This is a genomic window from Anaerococcus sp. Marseille-P3625 (assembly GCF_900232825.1).
In the GTDB taxonomy this organism is placed as follows: Bacteria; Bacillota; Clostridia; order Tissierellales; family Peptoniphilaceae; genus Anaerococcus.
In genome coordinates this window covers 632,027-653,280 of record NZ_OCTP01000010.1, presented here as the reverse complement: position 1 = coordinate 653,280, position 21,254 = coordinate 632,027, and the positions used below count along the sequence as shown (strand labels likewise).

Annotated in this window: 18 protein-coding genes; 14 read left to right on the top strand and 4 right to left on the bottom strand. The window is 29.4% G+C overall.

The genetic code is table 11. The features are described 5' to 3' along the window. The 12 genes from rsmH (at position 1) to CS884_RS04430 (ending at position 13,067) form a co-directional block, all read left to right on the top strand. On the top strand, positions 1–921 hold the full coding sequence (gene rsmH, locus CS884_RS04485) for a 16S rRNA (cytosine(1402)-N(4))-methyltransferase RsmH (protein ID WP_099320870.1): 921 nt from the start codon (positions 1–3) through the stop codon (positions 919–921). Position 922: 1 nt separating this feature from the next. Next, positions 923–1,321 (top strand): hypothetical protein, encoded by a 399-nt coding sequence (locus tag CS884_RS04480; RefSeq protein ID WP_099320869.1) that lies wholly within the window; start codon positions 923–925, stop codon positions 1,319–1,321. A gap of 2 nt (positions 1,322–1,323) precedes the next feature. Next, a complete protein-coding gene (mraY, locus tag CS884_RS04475; protein ID WP_099320868.1) occupies positions 1,324–2,274 on the top strand; it encodes a phospho-N-acetylmuramoyl-pentapeptide-transferase in 951 nt (316 codons plus the stop codon). Further along, positions 2,271–3,596 carry a UDP-N-acetylmuramoyl-L-alanine--D-glutamate ligase gene (gene murD / locus CS884_RS04470; protein ID WP_099320867.1) on the top strand — a complete coding sequence of 442 codons (1,326 nt, stop codon included), beginning with the start codon at positions 2,271–2,273 and terminating at the stop codon, positions 3,594–3,596. Before mraY ends, murD begins: the two co-directional genes overlap by 4 nt. Then, positions 3,593–4,693 (top strand): undecaprenyldiphospho-muramoylpentapeptide beta-N-acetylglucosaminyltransferase, encoded by a 1,101-nt coding sequence (gene murG / locus CS884_RS04465; RefSeq protein ID WP_099320866.1) that lies wholly within the window; start codon positions 3,593–3,595, stop codon positions 4,691–4,693. The genes murD and murG overlap by 4 nt, the downstream gene beginning before the upstream one ends. Then, the gene (locus tag CS884_RS04460) at positions 4,677–5,510 is read left to right on the top strand and encodes a cell division protein FtsQ/DivIB (RefSeq protein WP_099320865.1); all 834 of its coding nucleotides are present in this window, start codon (positions 4,677–4,679) and stop codon (positions 5,508–5,510) included. The genes murG and CS884_RS04460 overlap by 17 nt, the downstream gene beginning before the upstream one ends. A gap of 24 nt (positions 5,511–5,534) precedes the next feature. Then, positions 5,535–6,638, top strand: coding sequence for a cell division protein FtsZ (gene ftsZ, locus CS884_RS04455; protein ID WP_099320864.1), 1,104 nt, complete (start codon positions 5,535–5,537; stop codon positions 6,636–6,638). A 1-nt stretch (position 6,639) separates the two neighbouring features. Beyond that, positions 6,640–7,089: a transcriptional regulator NrdR gene (gene nrdR / locus CS884_RS04450; RefSeq protein ID WP_099320863.1), complete on the top strand. Its 450-nt coding sequence runs from the start codon at positions 6,640–6,642 to the stop codon at positions 7,087–7,089. 62 nt (positions 7,090–7,151) lie between these two features. Continuing rightward, positions 7,152–8,471, top strand: a complete 1,320-nt coding sequence (locus CS884_RS04445) for a replication-associated recombination protein A (RefSeq protein ID WP_099320862.1) — start codon at positions 7,152–7,154, stop codon at positions 8,469–8,471. Continuing rightward, positions 8,461–9,849, top strand: coding sequence for an asparagine--tRNA ligase (gene asnS / locus CS884_RS04440; protein WP_099320861.1), 1,389 nt, complete (start codon positions 8,461–8,463; stop codon positions 9,847–9,849). Before CS884_RS04445 ends, asnS begins: the two co-directional genes overlap by 11 nt. 8 nt (positions 9,850–9,857) lie before the next feature. Beyond that, positions 9,858–12,293 (top strand): leucine--tRNA ligase, encoded by a 2,436-nt coding sequence (leuS, locus tag CS884_RS04435; RefSeq protein ID WP_099320860.1) that lies wholly within the window; start codon positions 9,858–9,860, stop codon positions 12,291–12,293. 183 nt (positions 12,294–12,476) lie between these two features. Then, the gene (locus CS884_RS04430) at positions 12,477–13,067 is read left to right on the top strand and encodes a TVP38/TMEM64 family protein (protein ID WP_099320859.1); all 591 of its coding nucleotides are present in this window, start codon (positions 12,477–12,479) and stop codon (positions 13,065–13,067) included. Positions 13,068–13,126: 59 nt separating this feature from the next. On the opposite strand, the gene CS884_RS04425 is transcribed toward CS884_RS04430, so the two are convergent. From CS884_RS04425 to CS884_RS04415, 3 genes are all read right to left on the bottom strand, one after another. After that, positions 13,127–14,887 (bottom strand): ABC transporter ATP-binding protein, encoded by a 1,761-nt coding sequence (locus CS884_RS04425; RefSeq protein ID WP_099320858.1) that lies wholly within the window; start codon positions 14,885–14,887, stop codon positions 13,127–13,129. Beyond that, the gene (locus tag CS884_RS04420) at positions 14,871–16,625 is read right to left on the bottom strand and encodes an ABC transporter ATP-binding protein (protein WP_099320857.1); all 1,755 of its coding nucleotides are present in this window, start codon (positions 16,623–16,625) and stop codon (positions 14,871–14,873) included. Before CS884_RS04420 ends, CS884_RS04425 begins: the two co-directional genes overlap by 17 nt. Positions 16,626–16,834: 209 nt before the next feature. Continuing rightward, positions 16,835–17,461, bottom strand: coding sequence for a hypothetical protein (locus CS884_RS04415; protein ID WP_099320856.1), 627 nt, complete (start codon positions 17,459–17,461; stop codon positions 16,835–16,837). 65 nt (positions 17,462–17,526) lie between these two features. Here CS884_RS04415 and CS884_RS04410 point away from each other — a divergent pair, with 65 nt between their 5' ends. Further along, positions 17,527–19,707 carry a DNA internalization-related competence protein ComEC/Rec2 gene (locus CS884_RS04410; protein WP_099320855.1) on the top strand — a complete coding sequence of 727 codons (2,181 nt, stop codon included), beginning with the start codon at positions 17,527–17,529 and terminating at the stop codon, positions 19,705–19,707. A gap of 116 nt (positions 19,708–19,823) precedes the next feature. Further along, entirely contained in the window at positions 19,824–20,837 is a 1,014-nt protein-coding gene (gene holA, locus CS884_RS04405; protein WP_099320854.1) for a DNA polymerase III subunit delta, read from the top strand. Positions 20,838–20,897: 60 nt separating this feature from the next. Here holA and rpsT read toward each other — a convergent pair whose 3' ends face one another. Beyond that, on the bottom strand, positions 20,898–21,167 hold the full coding sequence (gene rpsT / locus CS884_RS04400; RefSeq protein WP_099320853.1) for a 30S ribosomal protein S20: 270 nt from the start codon (positions 21,165–21,167) through the stop codon (positions 20,898–20,900). Between the last annotated feature and the right edge of the window lie 87 nt (positions 21,168–21,254).

The following is a 21,254-nucleotide window of genomic DNA, read 5'->3' as shown; positions in this document are numbered from 1 at the left end:
ATGGAGTTTAGTCATGTATCAGTTTTAGCTGATGAAGTCATAGAAAATTTAAATATTAAGCCAGATGGAATTTATGTAGATCTTACCTTGGGAAAGGGTGGACATAGCAAAAGAATTTTACAAAAACTTTCTTCAAAAGGAAAATTAATTGGTCTTGATCAAGACGCTGAAGCAATCAAAGCTAGTAAGGAAAATCTTAAAGATTTTTCAAATGTCTTATATTTTCAATCAAATTTTGAAAACATAGATGAAGTTTTGCAATCAATAGCTATAGAAAAAGTAGATGGTTTTTTGATGGATATTGGTGTCAGTTCATATCAAATCGACAATGCAGAAAGGGGATTTTCCTATATGCATGATGGTCCTTTGGATATGAGGATGGACACAAGTAATGAGTTAACAGCAGAAAAAATTATAAATGAATATTCACAAGATGAACTTTCTGAGATTTTCTCTAAGTATGGTGAAGAAAGATTTTCAAAAACCATAGCTAGAAATATTGTCGAATATAGAAAAAAACAGCGAATAGATACGACTTTTAAGCTTAGGGATATAATAAATCACAGCGTAAAATCTAAAGAGGCCCATCCAGAAAAAAGAGTTTTTCAAGCTCTTAGGATAAAGGTGAATAGAGAATTAGATGTCTTAGAAAATACTATTGAAAAAGCAGTTGATCAGCTAAATGTTGATGGAAGATTATGTATTATAACTTTCCATTCCCTAGAAGATAGAATAGTAAAAAATAAGTTTAAGGACTTAGAAAAAGACTGTATATGTCCACCGGATTTTCCGGTTTGTGTTTGTGGGAAAGTTTCTAAAATAAAGATTATTACAAACAAACCTATTGTTGCAAGCAAAAAAGAGCAAAAAGAAAATTCAAGGTCAAAAAGTGCAAAATTAAGAGTATGTCAGAGGATTTAATATGGCTGAGATAAGAATTAGGGCAAATTCAATAAATACTAATATTAATAGAAAAAGACTTAAAGTAAAAGAAACTAAAGAAGTATCTCCTAAATATAGAAATAGAAGCTTAGAAAAAAGAGCTTTTCGCTTTAAGAGAATTTTTACTGTATTAACCATATTTATTATTGCCAGTTTTGGATATTTTAATTTACAAAAAAGAAAACAATTGAATAATAAAAGATACGAGTATAATACACTTATGAATGAAGTTATATCAAAACAACTAAAAAAAGATAGATTAAATGCAAAACTTGAAAATGCTATTGATCTAAACAGAATCCAACGCTATGCACTAGAAGAGCTTGGAATGGTATATGCTAATAATGATAAAGAAGTGGCAAATGATAATGGTAACTAGATATGAATCAAATTTTTAAAATAGCTTTAGTAAGTATTATATCTTCAATCGTCTTAGGTTATGCTATAATACCTATACTTAAGAACATGAAAGTCGGTCAAAATATTAGAAAAGAAGGACCAAAAAGTCACTATCAAAAAGCTGGTACCCCAACAATGGGTGGAATAATTTTTATAATTGCAGCTTTTTTGATAACCCTGATTTTTGTACCTTTTGATTTAAGTACATTGATTTTGCTACTTTCAACAATAGGTTTTGGTGCTATTGGCTTTGTAGATGATTTTAGAAAACTTGTCTTAAAACAATCTGAAGGTTTAAAACCCAAAGAAAAAATTGTTTTGCAATTTTCTCTTGCAATAATTATCACAATACTTACTTTTGTTTACGACAAAGAATCAGTCACAATGATGACTATTCCTTTTTCTAATTATCAACTACCAGTAAGTTTTTTGGGCTTTCCAATTCTAATATTTATTATTGTTGGAACAACTAATGCAGTTAATCTTACTGATGGTTTAGATGGACTTGCAGCAAGCGTATCAATTCCAGTATTTTTGTCATTATTTTTGTTAACTAGCAAAGATACGAGCAGAATGTTTTCTGTGATAATGTTTGGAGTTTTATTAGGATTTTTATTTTTTAATTCAAATCCAGCTTCTGTTTTTATGGGAGATACAGGATCAATGGCAATTGGTGGAGCGGTGGTTGCTCTTGCAATTATAGAAGAAATACCAATTTATCTTGTAATATTTGGTGGAGTATACGTTGTAGAAACTTTATCAGTAATAATCCAAGTCTATTCCTACAAACATAGAAACAAAAAAAGAGTGTTTTTGATGACTCCAATTCATCATCATTTTGAATTGAAAGGATATAAAGAACCAAAAATAGTGACAGCCTTTACAATAGTAAGCGTTGTACTATGTTTAATAACTTTGGTGGCTATTTTATGAAAAATGTTTTAGTATACGGATTAGGAATAAGCGGAATATCTGCAGTAAAAACTTTAAGCAAAATGGGATATGAAGTTTATACTTATGATAAAAATAAAAAAGAAATTGATGAATTAAAGGGCTATGATTATAGCCCTATTTCTGATTGTAGATTAATGGAAAATTCTTATGATTTTGTTGTAAAATCTCCTGGAATTAAGCCAAGTGATGAAATTTTAAGAAAATTAGCTGAAAAATTCGAGATAATTTCTGATATAGAACTTTCTTATAGACTTTTCCCTGATAAAAAATTTCTTGCAGTAACAGGGACAAATGGGAAAACATCAACTACATCTATGATAACTCACATTCTAAATGAAAATGGAATAACAGCTGTTTCTGTAGGAAATATTGGCGAGGGAATCTTGTGGCAAATGTATGAAAAAGATTGTGTATTTGTAGAAGAATTATCTTCTTTCCAACTAAAAGATACCTACAAATACCATCCACATATTGGAGCGCTCCTTAATATTACACCTGATCATATAGACTGGCATGGATCTTTTGATGATTATATAAATTCAAAGCTAAATATTACAAAAAATCAAAATTCTAATGATTATTTAATTATTAACCATGAAGATGAAATTTTACAGGATAAGAAAAATCAAATAAAAGCAAATATTTATGAATTTTCTTCAAAAAATAAGATTGATAAGGGTTTATATTTAGAAAATGACAAGATAAAATTTGTAGAAGATGGGAAAACAAGTGAAATTCTTGATGTAAAAGATTTAAAAATCATAGGCAATCACAATTACGAAAATCTCATGGCTGCAATACTAGAAACATATTTATTTGGCTTAAATTTTGAAGAGATTGCAAAAGCTTCAAAAACATTCGTGTCAATTGAACATCGTTTAGAATTTGTAACAGAAGAAAAAAATGTAAAATTTTACAATGATTCCAAGGGTACTAATGTCGATAGCAGTGTCAAAGCAATAGAAAGTTTTAACGATCCTTTAATAATAATCGCAGGAGGTTACGACAAAAAAATCGACTACACAAACTATGTCAAAGCCTTTAAGAAAAATGGCAAAGAAATGATTATCATGGGTCAAACCAAAGATCAACTTAAATCTCTATGCGAAAAATTTGAAATTTCCTATAAAATAGTAGAAAATATGGAAGAAGCCGTAAAATATGCCGTAAGTTTTGCAAAAAGTGGAGATATTATCTTACTATCACCAGCAAGTGCTAGCTGGGATATGTACAAATCTTACGAGATTAGAGGCAAAGATTTTAAAAATTTAGTCAATAAATACAAAGGAAATATTAGATGAGAGTAATAATTTCTGGTGGTGGAACTGGCGGACATATTTATCCAGCCATAGCCATTGCTCAAAAACTTCAAGAAAATATTAAAGATTGCCAAATTCTTTATGTTGGTATTAAAGGTGGCCCTGAAGAAAATATTGCAAAAAAATATTCTTACGAATTTAGACCTATCGAGGGAATGGGATTACCAAGAAAAATCAACAAAAGATTTTTCAAATCCTTAACTACCAATTTGAGAGGCTTTAGTGAAGCTAGAAAAATTGTAAAAGAATTTAAACCTGATATAGCAATAGGAACAGGTGGTTATGTATGTGGTCCAATTCTTTTCCAAGCTGCAAGTGCCAAAGTCCCAACACTTTTACACGAGTCAAATTCTTACCCGGGAGTGACATCTAAATTTTTAAATAAAAAAGTTGATGTTTTGTGCATTTCTTATAAAGAAGCTTTAAAACATTTTAAATATAAGGATAATATTGTAGTAACGGGAAATCCTGTTAGAAATAATTTTAAAAATGAATTTTCCGATTCTGATTTAGAAACTTTAGGAATAAAAAAAGATAGGCCAGTAGTATTCTCTTTTGGTGGATCAAACGGTTCTTATGCTCTTAACAAAGCTGTTTTAGAATTATCAAAAAATATTGGAGGAGAGTATTATCTACTTCATCAAACTGGCAAAAAAAATTACGATAAATTCATGGAAGAAATGACTGAAAATGAATTTATAAAAGTTTTTGCTTATATTGATAATATAGATTTGTTTTATGCAGTAAGTGATTTGGTAATCGCCTCAAGTGGAGCTATGAGTCTTGCTGAAATATCTTCTGTAAAAAAACCTTCAATTTTAATTCCTAAAGCTTATACCACTGAAAATCACCAGCAATATAACGCTATGACTTATGTGGATAATAAGGCATCGCTAATGATTTTGGAAAAAGATTTGAGTGGAGATATGTTAAATGAAACTATTTTAAAAATGATTTCTGATAAGGAAAAACTTAAAGAAATGGGCGATGCTAGTGGAAAACTTGCCCATAAGGATGCAAGCGATAAAATTTTGGAATTGGTAATAGGACTTACAGAAAAAAATGAAAAACACAAATGATGATAGATATCTTAAAAAAAATGGAAAAACTGTAAAAAAGAATTATGTTGCTAGGAAAAATTCTTTAAAAAAAGATACTAACAAGAAATTATTTTCTAAAGGATTTGTATTCATACTAATAATTCTTGCTTTAGCAACTATCACTATCTGTGCGTATTTTCATCCTTATATGCAAATTTCTGATATTTATGTTACTGGCAATAACACCATATCCGATAGTGAAATAATTGGATATTTATCTAATCCAATAGGCAAAAATATATTGTTCTACAAGATAAATGACAGCGAGGAAAATTTAAAAAAACTCGACAAAATTGACGATGTAGAAATAAAAAAAGTTTTTCCAAATATTTTAAGCGTAAAAATTGACGAAAATTATCCTTTGTTTTATCAAGAAAACGAAAATGAAATTTATTTTATCTCTAATAAATGCAAAGTTTTAAAAGCTGATATTAAAGATTATGACAAGTCTTTGGTAAAAATAAAAGGTACAAAAATCAAAAAAACCATAGGTCAAAATTTTACAAGCTCAAAAGCAACAATTGATTTTATCAATGAAATTCAAAAATATCCTTACTTTAAGGATCTTAAAGAATTAAATTTGGAAAATAAAACCGAAATTGGTATAATGTTAAGAGATATAGATGTAAATTTCGGTGATTTAAATAATATCAATTTTAAATTAAAATTGTTAGATCATATTCTTAGTGAAATCAAAAATAAGGACATAAAAGTTAGTTCAATTGATCTAAATAATGGAAAAAATCCAATTGTGAAAGTTTACAGCAAATCTTTTAATGAGAATCTCAATAAGTAATAAATATGAATGATGGGGGAAAATATGGCAAATATTAACATGGAAATGGACAATTACTCTTTGGCAAAAATCAAAGTAATAGGTGTCGGCGGAGGCGGAAATAACGCTATAAGCCGCATGAGAGAAAATGGATTATCTGGAGTAGAATTCGTAGCAGTAAATACTGATTTACAAACTCTTCAAGAATCAAACTCAGATATTCGTTTACAAATAGGTGAAAAACTTACAAGAGGCCTTGGTGCTGGAGCAAATCCTAGTGTAGGAGAAAAAGCTGCAGAAGAATCCAAAAACGAAATAACAGAAGCACTAAAAGGTGCTGATATGGTATTTATTACAGCTGGTATGGGTGGCGGAACTGGAACTGGTGCTGCACCTGTTGTAGCAAGTGTTGCTAAGGATTTAGATATACTTACTGTTGGCGTTGTAACCAAACCATTTACTTTTGAAGGTCGCAAAAGGCAATCTCAAGCTGAAGCTGGAATTGAAAAATTAAAAGAAAACGTAGATACTCTTATAACAATTCCTAACGATAGATTATTACAAATTGTTGAAAAAAGAACATCAATGGTAGATGCATTTAAACTTGCTGATCAAGTTTTGATGGATGCAGTTTCTGGTATCTCAGAATTAATAGCTGTACCAAATGTAATAAATCTAGACTTTGCAGATGTTGAATCAATAATGAGCGATCAAGGCATAGCTCACATGGGAATAGGAAGAGCTAATGGTGAAAATAGAGCTGTTGATGCTGCTAAAGCTGCAATTAACTCACCACTATTAGAAACAAATATCGATGGAGCAAAAGCAGTCTTATTAAATGTCACTGCAGCTGAAGTAGGTCTAATGGAAGCAAATGAAGCAGCTGAGCTAATTAGAGAAAATATCGATTCTGATGCAAATATTATCTTCGGAGTTGGTAGCGATGAATCTCTAGGCGATGATATCAAAATTACTGTTATTGCAACAGGTTTTGATAATGGTCAAAGACCATCAAGAAGAGAAGAGATAAGTCCACAAAGATCTCAAAGAAGAGATTTTGAGGCTCCAAGCAGAAATAGAGTTGCAGAAGAAAAAAAGGCTAAAAAAAATCCATTTGACGATATAGAATTACCAGATTTTTTGAAATAAAATGAAATGTCCATATTGTCATTCAACTAACACAAGAGTAATCGATTCAAGAGCTACAGAAGATGATACTGCAATAAGACGCAGAAGAATGTGCGAAGATTGCAAAAAGAGATTTTCAACATACGAGAGATATGAAGACAACACCATTATGGTTGTTAAAAAAGATGATACGAGAGAATCATTTAATCCAGCCAAAATTATTTCTGGGGTTGTAAAAAGTTGTCAAAAAAGACCTGTAAGCATGGAGCAAATTGAACAAGTTGCCAAAAATATTGAAGTAAAAATCAATAATGAAGGTAATAAGGAAGTTACATCAAATTATATAGGAGAGCTTGTTATGGACGAGCTTAAGAAACTTGATCCTGTAGCATATGTTAGATTTGCATCAGTATATAGAGAATTTAAAGATGTAGATTCATTTTATGAAGAGATACTTAATTTAAGAGATTAAATATGATGCTAGTATTTAGCTAGAAAATAGCTTCTAGCATCTTTTTTATTAGGAAGTTTTCTATGGATTTATTTGAGCTAAATAAAAAATATGAATTGGAAAAATCTGCACCCTTGGCAGATAGATTAAGGCCAAGACGCTTAGAAGATTATATAGGGCAATCTCATTTGCTTGCAGAGGGAAAAATTATAAATAGAATGATTAAGGCAGATAGAATTTATTCTATGATCTTATATGGACCTCCAGGTGTCGGCAAAACTACCCTTGCCAAGATAATTTCAGAGTCAACACGTATGGATTTTGAAGAATTGTCAGCAGTATCATCTGGAATTTCTGATGTCAAAAAAAAGATTGAAATAGCCAAAGATAATCTAAAATATGAAAACAAAAAAACCATTTTATTTATCGATGAAATTCATAGATTTAATAAATCTCAACAGGATTATTTGCTTCCTTTTGTTGAAAATTCAACGATTATTTTAATAGGAGCGACAACAGAAAATCCTTATTTTGAAATAAATAAGGCCTTGATCTCAAGAATGTATGTCTTTGAGCTTATGCCTTTGAATAATTCTGATTTAGAAAAACTTATAAATCAAGCGCTAACTAAAGATAAAATTCTTTTTAGCAAAAATATTTTATTTACTAAAACTGCCAAAGAAAGCCTTATAAAATATTCAAACGGCGATAGCAGAGCCTTATTAAATGCACTAGAAATTGCAATATTTTCACAAGAAGCAAAAGATGGTAAAATCACTATAGACCAAGAATCTATAGAAAATTCTATCCAAAAGAAAATTGCAATTTATGATAAAAATGGAGATAGACATTATGATACTATTTCTGCTTTTATCAAATCCATGCGAGGATCTGACATTGATGCAAGCCTTTATTATTTGGCAAAAATGCTAGAAGCAGGTGAAGATATTAAATTTATCGCAAGAAGAATGATGATTTTTGCCTCAGAAGATATATCAAATGCTGATCCCAATGCATTAATATTGGCAAGTTCAACTTTTGATGCAATTAATGCTGTTGGCATGCCAGAAGCAAGAATAATCCTTGCTCAATGTGTAACTTATCTTGCAGCTGCACCAAAGAGCAATTCTACATATCTAGCAATAGAAAAAGCTAGTAAATTTATAAAAAATAATCCGGATAGAGAAGTTTCTAACAAATTAAAAGATTCTCATTATCCACAAAGTAAAAAGTTTATCAAAGATACCTATCTTTATCCTCACGATTATGGGGGTTATGTTAAGCAGGATTATCTTCCAGAAGATTTTGTAAATGAAAAATTTTACCAAGCAAAAAATGTTGGATATGAGAAAATAATGATAGAAAATTTAAAGAAAAGAAAAGAGGGAAATAATGAAAATTAGACAAATGCTTTCAGATATTGAAAAATATCTTGACAAAGAAGTAATAATTGAAGGTTGGATAAGAAATTCAAGATTTGGTAAAAACGTTGGTTTTATCGAATTAAATGATGGATCTACTTTCAAAAATTTACAAATAGTTGTTGGAACTGACAAAGAAAATTACGATGAACTTTCTCATCAATTCTTATCAACAAGTCTTTGGGTTAGGGGGAAATTAGTTGCAACAGGCAATAACAAGACTCCTTACGAAATTCAAGCAGATGAAATTAAAATTTTGGGAGAATCTTCAGATAAATTCCCAATCCAAAAACAAAGACAAACTCTAGAATTTATGAGAACAATTCCACATTTACGTCCAAGAACTAATACCTTTAGAGCAGTGTTTAAAGTAAGAAGCTCTCTTGCTTTTGCCCTTCACAAATTTTTCCAAGAAAGAGGATTTTTGTATGTAAATCCACCAATAGTAACATCTTCAGATGCTGAAGGTGCTGGAGAAATGTTTAATATAACTACAATTGACCCTAAAGATCCACCATTGACAGAAGATGGAGAAATTAATTACAACAAAGATTTCTTTGGCAAAAAGTCATATCTAACAGTATCTGGCCAACTAGAAGCTGAAGATTATGCACTAGCTTTTGGCGATGTTTATACTTTTGGTCCAACTTTTAGGGCAGAAGTTTCAAATACTCCAAGACATGCGGCAGAATTTTGGATGCTTGAACCTGAAATAGCATTTGCCGATTATAACGTATGCATGGATGTGGCAGAAGATATGATAAAATATGCCATTAATTATGTTTTAGAAAATAACAAAGAAGAAATGGAATTTTTCAATAGATTTATAGATGAAAATTTATTTGAAAGATTAGATAAGGTTAGAAATGCAAAATTTGCAAGAATTACCTACACAGATGCCATAGAAAAATTAAAAGCAAGTGGAGAAAAATTTGAATTTCCAGTTGAGTGGGGCATGGATTTACAAACTGAACATGAAAGATATTTATCAGAAGTTATAGTAGATGGGCCAGTATTTGTAACAGATTATCCAAAAGATATCAAAGCTTTTTATATGAAAAGAAATGCTGATGGCAAAACAGTAGCAGCATTTGATATGCTTGTTCCAGGTGTAGGTGAATTAATCGGAGGTTCACAAAGAGAGGAAAATATAAACGAACTTTTACAATCATTCAAAGAAAATGGTCTAAAAGAAGAAGATTATCAAAACTATCTTGATCTAAGAAGATTTGGAAGTGTCGTTCACTCTGGTTACGGTTTAGGATTTGAAAGAGCTGTAATGTATGTGACAGGAATGAAAAACATTCGTGATGTAATCCCTTATCCAAGATATGTAAATGCCTTTGGAGCTAAGAACTAGGAGTAAAAATGACAGAAAATAACAAAAATTATAAAGAATACAATCCTAATTTCATAGAAAAAAAATGGCAAAAATATTGGGATGAAAATAAAACTTTTCATAGCCAAATTGATAAGGATAAAGAAAAATTTTATGCTCTAGTAGAATTTCCTTATCCATCAGGTCAAGGCTTACACGTAGGTCACCCGCGCCCTTATACAGCTTTAGATGTTGTATCTAGAAAAAGAAGACTTGAAGGCTATAACGTTTTATTTCCAATGGGCTTTGATGCCTTTGGACTTCCAACAGAAAATTATGCAATAAAAAATAAAATTCATCCTGCAAAAGTTACTGAAGATAATATAAAAAATTTCAAAAATCAATTAAAGTCAATTGGATTTTCTTTTGATTGGGATAGGGAAGTAAACACCACAGATCCTGATTATTACAAGTGGACTCAATGGATTTTTATCCAATTATTTAAACATGGTCTAGCTTATAAAAACGAAATGAGCGTAAATTGGTGCCCATCTTGCCAAGTAGGTCTTGCCAACGAAGAAGTTGTTGATGGCAAATGTGAAAGATGTGGTAGTGAAGTTATTCATAAGATGAAAAATCAATGGATGCTAAAAATTACTGATTATGCCGATAGACTCATAGATGATCTAGACTTAGTTAATTATGAAGATAGGATAAAAGCTCAGCAAATAAATTGGATTGGAAGATCTAAGGGCTGTAATGTAGATTTTAAAATCAAAGATAGTGATGAAAAACTTACAGTTTATACAACTCGCCCAGACACAATTTTTGGTGTGACCTATATGGTAATATCACCAGAGCATCCTATATTAGATAAATATAGAGAAAAAATCAATAATTTTGATGAAATTTTGGCTTATCAACAAAAAGCTCGCAAAAAATCTGATTTTGAAAGATCAGAGTTAAATAAAGAAAAAACCGGAGTTATGATTGATGGAATTTCTGCAATTAATCCACTTTCTGATAAAGAAATTCCAATTTGGGTATCAGATTATGTTCTTATGACCTATGGAACAGGTGCAATCATGGCAGTTCCAGCTCATGATACACGTGATTTTGAATTTGCAAAAACATTTGATATGCCAATAATTCCAGTATATCAAACTGAAGATGATGAAGATCTTCCAGTAACTGACATTAATAAGGGAATTTCAATTAATTCTCAGTTTTTAAATGGCTTACCAGCAACAGAGGCTAAGGTAAAAGCTATAGAATATATAGAAGATAAAAATTTAGGAAAAGCTACAACTAATTTTAAACTTCGCGATTGGGTATTTTCTCGTCAAAGATATTGGGGAGAGCCAATTCCTATGGTTTATTGTGATGAGCATGGTTGGGTTCCAATTGATGAATCAGAACTTCCGCTTTTATTACCAGAAGTAAAATCTTATAAGCCAACAGCTACAGGAGAATCTCCACTATCTGAAATAGATGAATTTGTAAATACAACTTGTCCTATTTGTGGAAAAGCTGCCAAAAGAGAAACTGATACCATGCCTCAATGGGCAGGAAGCTCTTGGTATTATCTAAGATACATGGATCCACACAATGATAAGAATCTTGCAAGCAAGGAAGCGCTAGATTATTACTCACCAGTAGATTGGTATAATGGTGGAATGGAGCATACAACCCTACACTTATTATATTCAAGATTTTGGCATAAATTCCTCTATGATATAGGAGTTGTTCCAACAAAAGAACCTTATATAAAAAGAACAAGTCATGGAATGATTCTTGGAGAAGATCATCAAAAGATGAGCAAATCTCGTGGAAATGTTGTAAATCCAGATGATATAATAAGAGATTACGGAGCTGATACTCTAAGATGCTATGAAATGTTTATAGGAGATTTTGGTTCAACTGCAATTTGGTCAGATGAAGGAGTTCGTGGTTGTAGGAAATTCCTAGAAAGAGTTTACAATATGATAGACTTAATATCTGAGGGTGATAATTATTCAAAAGAGCTTGAAGTTTCAATTCATCAAACTATCAAGAAAGTTTCTGAAGACTATGAGAATTTGAAGTTTAATACAGCCATAGCAGCTCTAATGAGCTTATCTAATGAGATGAGAAGTCTTGGAAAGATCAGCAAAGCTGACTTTAAAACTTATATAACTTTACTTAATCCAGTAGCGCCACACTTAACAGAAGAATTATGGCAAATGGCTGGCTTTGATGGTTACTTAAACGAAAGTACTTGGCCAAGCTATGATGAAAAGAAACTAATCCTTAATGAATTTGAAATGCCAGTACAAATTAATGGAAAAATGCGTGGCAAAGTTATGATGAAAATAGATGCCAATAAAGAAGAGGCTATTGAAGCAGCAAAAGCTGATAGGAATGTAAGTAATTATCTACTTGAAAAAGAAATTAAAAAAGTAATTTACGTTCCAGGAAAAATATTAAATATTGTAGTAAGTAAATAAAGGCTTTTTTTAGCCTTTATTTTTTTAAATTAATTTATAATGAAAATAATAATTGACAAATACGCTCCTGTGGTGTATTATTATACATGGTACGTCGGTTATTTTTTTAGTCAAATTAATTTGACATAATCAAAATATAATCGCATGATTGTATTAGATTTATAGTAAAGATCGAGAGCATTTATGAAAGAATTTCTTATAAAAAATAAATACAATATAATAGCGGTCATAGCCTTGGTAAGTCTAACTATTTTAGGATATATAGGATACAAGAAGGGTCTTTTCAACTCAATTGAAAGTTTTAGAGAATTTGTTTTATCCTACGGTACTAAGGCACACATAATATTTATGCTTATTCAAGTCATTCAAATAGTAGTGCCAATAATTCCTGGCGGACTTACTACTGTTTTTGGTGTTGTAATTTTTGGGGCTTTTTGGGGATTTGTATATAATTATATTTCCATTTGTCTTGGTTCAATGCTGGTATTTTTCATTTCAAGAACCTTTGGAAAATCCATTATTCTAGATATTTTTGGCCAAGAAACTTATGATAAGTATAAACATAAACTAAAAGATAAAACTTACGAGAAATTTTTTGCTCTTGCAATTTTATTGCCAGTTGCGCCAGATGATTTCTTGTGTTATCTTACAGGACTTACTGATATGAGTTTTAGGAAGTTTGCAACAATAATTCTTTTGTGCAAACCGCCATCAATTTTCCTATATTCCATGGGATGGGCTATGGGACTTGATTTTATTGTAAATAAATTTTAAAAAACGATTAGATTTGATGTGATCCCAAGATTTGGATCACATCATTTTTCTAATCGTTTTTAAGTGTATAATTCTGCTTGTGTTTCAAACATTTCTTTGTATAATTTATTTTTCTTCATTAGCTCATCGTGAGTTCCAGTATCTTCTATACAGTGATTGTTGCAAACGAGGATTCTATCTGCATATTTGGTTGAAGAAAGTCTGTGAGATATGAATAGGGAAGTCTGATCTTTTGTTATCTCTAGCATATTTTCAAAAATTTCCTGTTCACTTCTAGGATCTAGTGCACTTGTTGGCTCATCCATTATAATGAATTTGCCCTTATGGTACATAGAACGAGAAAGTGCTAGTTTTTGACCAAGACCTCCAGATGGCTCGATTCCCTTATCGTCAAATAGGCTAGTAATATAATTGGCTTTTTTCTTAGTTAAAGAATCGACCCAATTTTTGATATTTAAAAGCCTAAAAGACCTATCCATTTCCTCATAATCCTTATCGGTAATTTCTTCATGACCAATAGTTGCGACATTTTCATCAATCCTAAAAGGAAAGAGTCTAAAATCTTGAAAAGTTGGAGAAAGTATTTGGTAATAGTAATTTTTGTCTATATTTTCTATATTAATGCCATTTAGTAAGATTTCTCCGCTACTTACATCATAAAATCTACACAAAAGCTTTACTATGGTAGATTTACCTGCACCATTTCTTCCAACAAGAGCAAGTGTTTCGCCAGGATTGATGACAAATGAACAGTCTTTTAAGATATAGTCTTCACTTGTCGGGTATTTAAAAGATACATCCTTAAATTCAATTTTCACTTTTGATAAATCTATATCTTTTATCCCATTTTCTGTATTTTCATCTTCTTTTATAGCAAGAAATTCAAATAGAACTTCAAGTATTGTATTAGCACCCATGACATTTGCAGCATTTTGCTGGAGGATATTTAAACCATCTATTAGTCTTATAAGAGAGTTAAAATATAAGGTGAAATTTGCTATAGAAAGCGTATTTTCAATAAGTCTAAAGCTTAAATATATAAATGAAACAATTACTCCAGAGTTATTAATCAAATTCATTAAGCCTAAATAAGCACCATTTGAAGTGAAATATTTATGGTTAACTTTATACATCTGATTAAGATGGAAAGCGGCTTTATCCAAAATTAGTTTTTCGCCCTTGTAAATTTTTAAGTCTTTTGAATATTTAAAGTCTTTAGAAAAATACATATAGTATCTATAAATTCTCGATTCAATGGCGCTTTTTTCTGTATAGCTAACTTCATTCTTTTTGATTTTTTTGGCTAAGGGAATATTTAATAGAAATAGTCCAAATATCAAAAAAGGGACAAATATATTTAATCTAATCAGGATTATGATCGATATTATTCCCGTAATAAGAGCACCAACAACCATTGTAAATACATCAAAAAGACTATAGACATACCAAATAGACTCAGAGGCTTGCTCTACCTTGTTTTGTATAGATTTTGAATCGGTTAATTCTATAGGAAGTCTTAAAACTTTTTCATTGACCATAAATTGTAATTCAAAGATGAAATTTTGAAAAATTTTCATATAATAAAATCTTGAATAAAAATTTATCTCCGAGCTTATAAAATTAATAAGAAGAACTCCAAGTACTATCAAAAGCATAATTGAAAATCTTCTGGCTCCGTTAAATTCGTCAATTACAAGTTTTGGCGCAATGATATTATATAAGGGTAGGATACCTAGAATTAAGGAAAATGAGATTGCTTTTAGCAAAAATCCTTTGTTTTTTTCATTCATCAATTTTAAAATTTTAAAGAGATTCTTCATAAATATTCTCCTTGTAATTTTTGGCTTGAATATCAAATAATTCCTTGTACTTGCCATTTGCATCTAAAAGTTCTTGATGAGTTCCTTCTTCTGTAATTTCTCCATTTTCCAAATAAATAATTCGATCGCAAAATTGCGTTGAAGCAAGTCTATGAGAAATAAATACACTTGATAAATCATCAGTCAAAGTATTATAAAGTTCATACAAATCTCGCTCTGCAATGGCGTCCAGCTGGGCTGTCGGCTCATCTAATATTAACATCTTTGCATTTTTTTTATTCAAGGCACGAGCTAAAAATAATCTTTGTTTTTGGCCACCAGATAAGTCAACACCCTGATCATCTAGAGTTCTTAACAATATTTGCTCATCTTTTTTTTCAAATTTTTCTACTATTTCATCAAGCCCTGTCAATTTGTAAAGATCATCCAAGTTTTCTTTGTTAGAATTAAGCAAAATATTTTCTTTAATGCTATAAGGTAAGAGCAAACTATCTTGAAAAACAGCAGATACAATTTTTGTTAAATCAATATTACTTTCGCTAAGGTCTTTTCCATTTATCAAAACTTTGCCACTTGTTACTTGGTAAAGGCCTGCAAGAATTAACGCAAGGGTTGATTTACCTGCTCCATTTTCTCCAACAAGAGCTATCTTTTCGCCTTTTTTAATCTTTAGATTGATATTTTTTAAAGTGTAGTTGTCATTTGATGGATATTTAAAATAAACATCTTTTAGTTCGATATCAAAATCGTCTTCGGAAAACTCTTCATAATTTTGGATATTTTTGTCTAAAATCTTAAAATAAGATTTGGCAAAACCTATATCTTTGATGTAAGAACCAAAATATAAGGAAAATCTTTCTACAAATAAGATAAAGGAAAAAACAGCTGTAAAATATATGTAAAATTGACCTATATTTATATTGCCATCGTGAAAATTTTTTATCATCCAAGAAAATATGATTACATCCCTTAATAAAGAGATCAAAGTAAAGATGCTTATTAATTTCATGCTTTTTTTAGTGACATCTTTAGTCTTTTCATTTTTATAATCCATTAGATTTTGAAAATATTTTCTAAACAGTCCAATTATGTCATACATTATCAAATCAAGCTTAGATAAGGGATTTTTTATCTGATAATTCATTTGCATAAGTTGTTCTTCACATTCTTCCATTTCAACCCAATAATCGCTTTCAATATTAGCTGCCTTTCTATGAAAAAAAGCCGCGATTAAAGTTAAAATTATTGTTAGGGCAAGAATGTAAAAATCCATAGACGAAAAAATCCAAATGAATCCAAAACTTGAAATTATAAGCCCAATCATATTTGGCATCTGTAAAATCATGCCACCAATCCCTTGAAAAGGATTATCCACAGCGCGCAAGGCATTATTAATAATTTCTCTTTGTTTCTTATCTTGCTGATCAATGTAGGATAAATTTAGACTATAATCAATGATATTTATAGCAAGTCCATATCTAATGTTATTCATTCTCATTCTGTAATTTCCAGTAAGAAATGAAACTAAAAAGCTTGATAGGCTTGTGATTAAAAATAATACGATAAAAAAGGGAATAAAAAACTTCATTCCGAGTGTTCTGTTTTCTATGACATAAGCTGGTGCCAAAATCCAAACAAAGGGAATGATTCCATTAAGTAGTGATGTTACGAGTATTATAAAATACATAAATGGGTCTTTTGACCACATTTCTTTAAAAACAAATTTTAGTTCTTTCATATATGAGGATAAACCTCGACCTCCTTGATTTTCTTAGTCAAGGTAAGGTATTTACTTACAATGACTTTAGTTACATTTTTCTCCGAATTTTCTATTTCTTAATTTTGTCATTTTTCTACTCCTTTCATAAAATATGATAAAATTATATCACTTTATTAATTTAATGTAAATACTTTTAAATAAAATTAAAAAATGACGGCATCAAACCGTCATTTTAGAATATCGTCACAAGCTTTTATTTTTATTTTAAGAGAACTTTTGTTTACGTCTATATTTTCAAAAACAAGTCCACGAACTTTTCCTGTATAATCAAAGCAAATAAAATTATTGATCACATCTCCAATAGGGTCAATTTTTGTAATTCCTTGTTTGCTTTCAATTTTTAGATTAGCTCCTATTAGAAAATTTATTTGATCAAGTATTAATTTTTCATCAAAAACATCATAAAAATCATTTACTTCAATGAAAAAATCTTCCTCTTTTCTTATTAGATTTATGGAGCTTGACCTATAAAAAGAATCAAAAATTAGCTTAAAAATTATGTAAGCGGTGTTATAAGAGAGATTTTTTCTTCTGTTTGTCATATCAAGATCAAGAAAAACTTCGGATTTTTGAGGCTTTCCTTGGATGGTGTGGATTATATTGTCCTTTTTTTCTTCTACATTTAAAACTTCCATAGCAGAGATAGTTCCCTTATCAGCTAAAAATTCTTTTGAATTTGGCATAAAAATTGTCCTATCTAGGATTATTTGAGTTTTGTCATCTAGATAGCGTCTTGAGATTATATTTGCTTTTATTTTTGAAATTTCTGGGTAGTCCATATATAATTTTTGCATTTTTCTCTCCTATAAATTTCATCTTTAAATAAATTCTTATGATATAATATACCCGAGGAAAGGCCATGAGAAAGTTTATTTTTTTATTTTTGATTTCTTTAGTAAGTGGAATTGGAATTTTCATTAATTTTGAAAATCTTAATCCGCTTGTTTTACTAGGATTTATCTTAGTAATATCTATAATTTTACTTTTTATTGACAAGAAATACTTACTTATAAGCCTTGGCATTGGTCTGGGATTTTCATTAAGTCTTCTAAACTTTAATTCTTATAAGCTAAAAGGTTTCAAAAATATCAAGGCTAATGTAACAATTCTTCAAAAAAGAGAAACAAAGGATTCTTATAGGTATTTTGTAAGAGTAAAGGGTAAAAAAATCAAGGAGAAATCGGTCATTTTCTCTGATTATGAATTCGAAATAGGGGATAAACTATTTGTTGATGCCGATATTAATATTCCAAATAGAAATACCAATCCAAATCTTTTCAATTATAGAAATTATCTGATTTCCAAAAATGTAGCAAGTAATCTTGATATAAAAGAATTTAAAAAAATAGGGGAAACTTCTAATTTTTTATTAAAATTAAGGAGAAAATTTTATTCTTATATCCACGATATATATGAAAAAAATCTAAGCAAGAAATCATCCTCTTTTGTAATTTCGGTTATTTTAGGGGAAAATTTGCTGGAAAATAACGATATTAGAGATCTGGGACTATCTCATATTTTGGCAGTTTCTGGTCTTCATATCGATTTGCTTTTTGCATCTATTATTTTTATTTTTAATATTTTTAATTTAGATTACAAAAAGGCTTACATTTTTGCTCTTTCTACCTGCTTATTTTATGGATATTTAATTGCTTTTCCATTTTCTGTTATAAGAGTTTTGTTGGTTAATTTGATAGGATTTTTAGGATTTTTGTACAAGAAGCCTTTCGATAAAATCAAAGCTTTGCTAATAGCAGCTACACTAATTTTATTAGTTAATCCCTTTGCTATATTAAACTCTGGCTTTATTTTATCTTTTGTTGCAACAAGTGGAGTTTACTTAATCTATCCAAAATTTAAAAAGTATTTTAAGGATAAGCTTATAATGGAAAATCTTGGATTTACAGCTACTATTCAGGCTACACTTTTTCCATTTTCAATTTATTATTTTGGTAAAATAAATCTATTAAGCATCTTGGCAAACTTTTTGATAGTTCCAATTTTTACCCTAGCTATGTATTTGATTTTTGGCATAACTTTGCTCTATCCATTGGCGAAAGCTTTTCTAAAACCAGTTTTTACAATACTTAATTATCTTGTTTTAAGTATTACAAATATTAGCTATCTATTAAACAAAATAAAATTTCTAACAATTGACTTTGCCCATCCTAGCATTTTAATTTGCATATATTTTTATTTGTTAGTTTTAACGCTAATCTACATAAAAAAATCTAATAAGGCTTTTTTTAAAAAATTTCTTATAATAAATTTACTTTTTGTAAGCATAAGTCCTATAAAAGATTTGCTAAAACCTGAAGTAAGCTTTTCTATGATAGATATTGGTCAAGGAGATGCATTTTTGTTAAATGATGGATGTGATTATTACTTATTTGATGTAGGTGGTCCCAAATACGATGATTATGACTCAGGTCAAAGAATTTTAGTTCCTTATCTTAAATCACTAGGAATAAAAAAAATAAAGGGAGTTTTTATCTCTCACGAAGACTCAGATCATAGTGGAAATTTAAAGATTTTATACGACAATTTCAAAGTTGAATGTCTAATAACAGGGCCATTAAATAAAAAAATAATCAAAAAATATAAGGCAAAAGTTATAAAAGAAAACCAGGAAATAAAACTTAAAAATGGGACAATGAAATGCGTTTTTCAAGGAATTGAAGGAGAAGAAAATAGCCATTCAACAGGATTTATGATTAATATAAAAGGAAAAAAGATACTAACTTTGGGAGATTTGCCAAAAGAATATGAAGATAAATTAGATTTAAGAGCCGATATATTAAAAGTATCTCATCATGGGTCAAGATCTTCTACTTCTAAATATTTTTTATCCAATGTAAAGCCAAAAGTAGCTCTAATATCTGCAGGTAGAAATAATATATATGGACATCCACACAAGGAAGTTATAGAAAATTTATCAGGGGTAAAAATTTATAATAGCCAAAAAGATGGATTAGTAAAAATTAGTTTTTATAAAAAAGTAAAAATAGCTCCATATTTGAAAGGTGGATATTTTAGATGAAAATTTCAGCATTTATATTATAAACTTCTTTCGATGGTTTAAGCTTGAACTTTTTAATTTTTTTGGTGCATAAAAAATAAAATACAGGTATTATCAATAAAAGGAAATGAGATTAAATGAATTACAAAGAATTTATGAATAATCTGCTAGATAAAAATACAAAAGGAATTTATCTTATAGATTCAGAAGAAAAATTTCTATCTGATAGCATTATTGAAACGACAAAAACTTTGGTTAATATTGCTGATTTTAATTATATAGAAATAAAAGGTTTGTGTGATTTTGAAACCATTAAAACAGCCTACGAAACATATCCAGTTATGGAAGAAAAAAAATATATAGTCTGGAAAAATATAGATCTTTCAAAAAACTCTATAAAAGATTATGAAGAAATACTTGCAAATATCACAAAGGACCTTGAAAATTTCCCGGATTATGCAAATTTCTTGATTTTTTCTGATAATAGACCTTTTAAAGGAAAGTTTTATAAAAAAGTAGAAAAATATGCTAATATTGTAAAAATTGAAAGACTTAGCAAAAAAGACCTTGAAACTTTTATTGGAAGAAGATTTGTTAGAAATAATAAAAAAATACAAAAATCTATGATAGGAGAAATTATCGATAGATTTTCTTATCTACAAAAAGATAGCGAAATCGACTTATATGAAGTTGTAAACACAATTGATAAAATAATAGCAAATTCAACTGATGAGATTATAAAAATTGAAGATGTAAGAAATCAGCTTGATGAGATATTAAACTTAAATATTTTTAATTTAACTGATGCTATAAGTATGAGAAATGCAAAATCCGCTTCAGAAATATATCTAAAAATGGCGGAAAAAGATGATGATTTATTTATGATTTTTCATATGATTATAAGACAAATTAGAAATTTAATAGCCTATAAGACACTAAAAATTAATGGCAAGAACGATTCTTTTATAATGAAAAATATTTCCATAGGAACTTATGAACTTAAAAAACTAAGGGAATTTGAAAAAAATTTCACTTTGGATGACTTATTTTCCGCTCACAAAAGACTTTTTGATATGGAAATTAGACAAAAATCTCAAGATTTTGATATGAAAAGAGAAACTTTAATTTTTATAAATAAAATATGCAAATAAAAAATGAGTAACTATCAGTAATCATATGTGAGGATCCAATACTGATAATTACTCATTTTATTATGCGTTTTGTGCCTTGTTTAAAGCTTTTTGTAATCTAGAACTTGTTCTAGCAACTTTATTTTTGTGGAATACATTCTTAGATTCAGCTTGTTTTAATCTTTTGTCAACGTGTTTGAAGATTTGATTAGCATTGTCTAAATCACCAGCTTCTAAAGCTTGATCAAATTTTTTGATATAAGTTTTGATTTCAGACTTGCGAGATTTATTTCTTAGAGTATCTCTTTTGTTTGTTTCAATTCTCTTTTTTGCTGATTTGATATTTGCCATATTTTCACCTTCTTTCTTGCTTTTATTTTTGCTTGACTGATTTATTCTACCATACATTTGTATATTTTACAAGTGGAATTGCTAAAA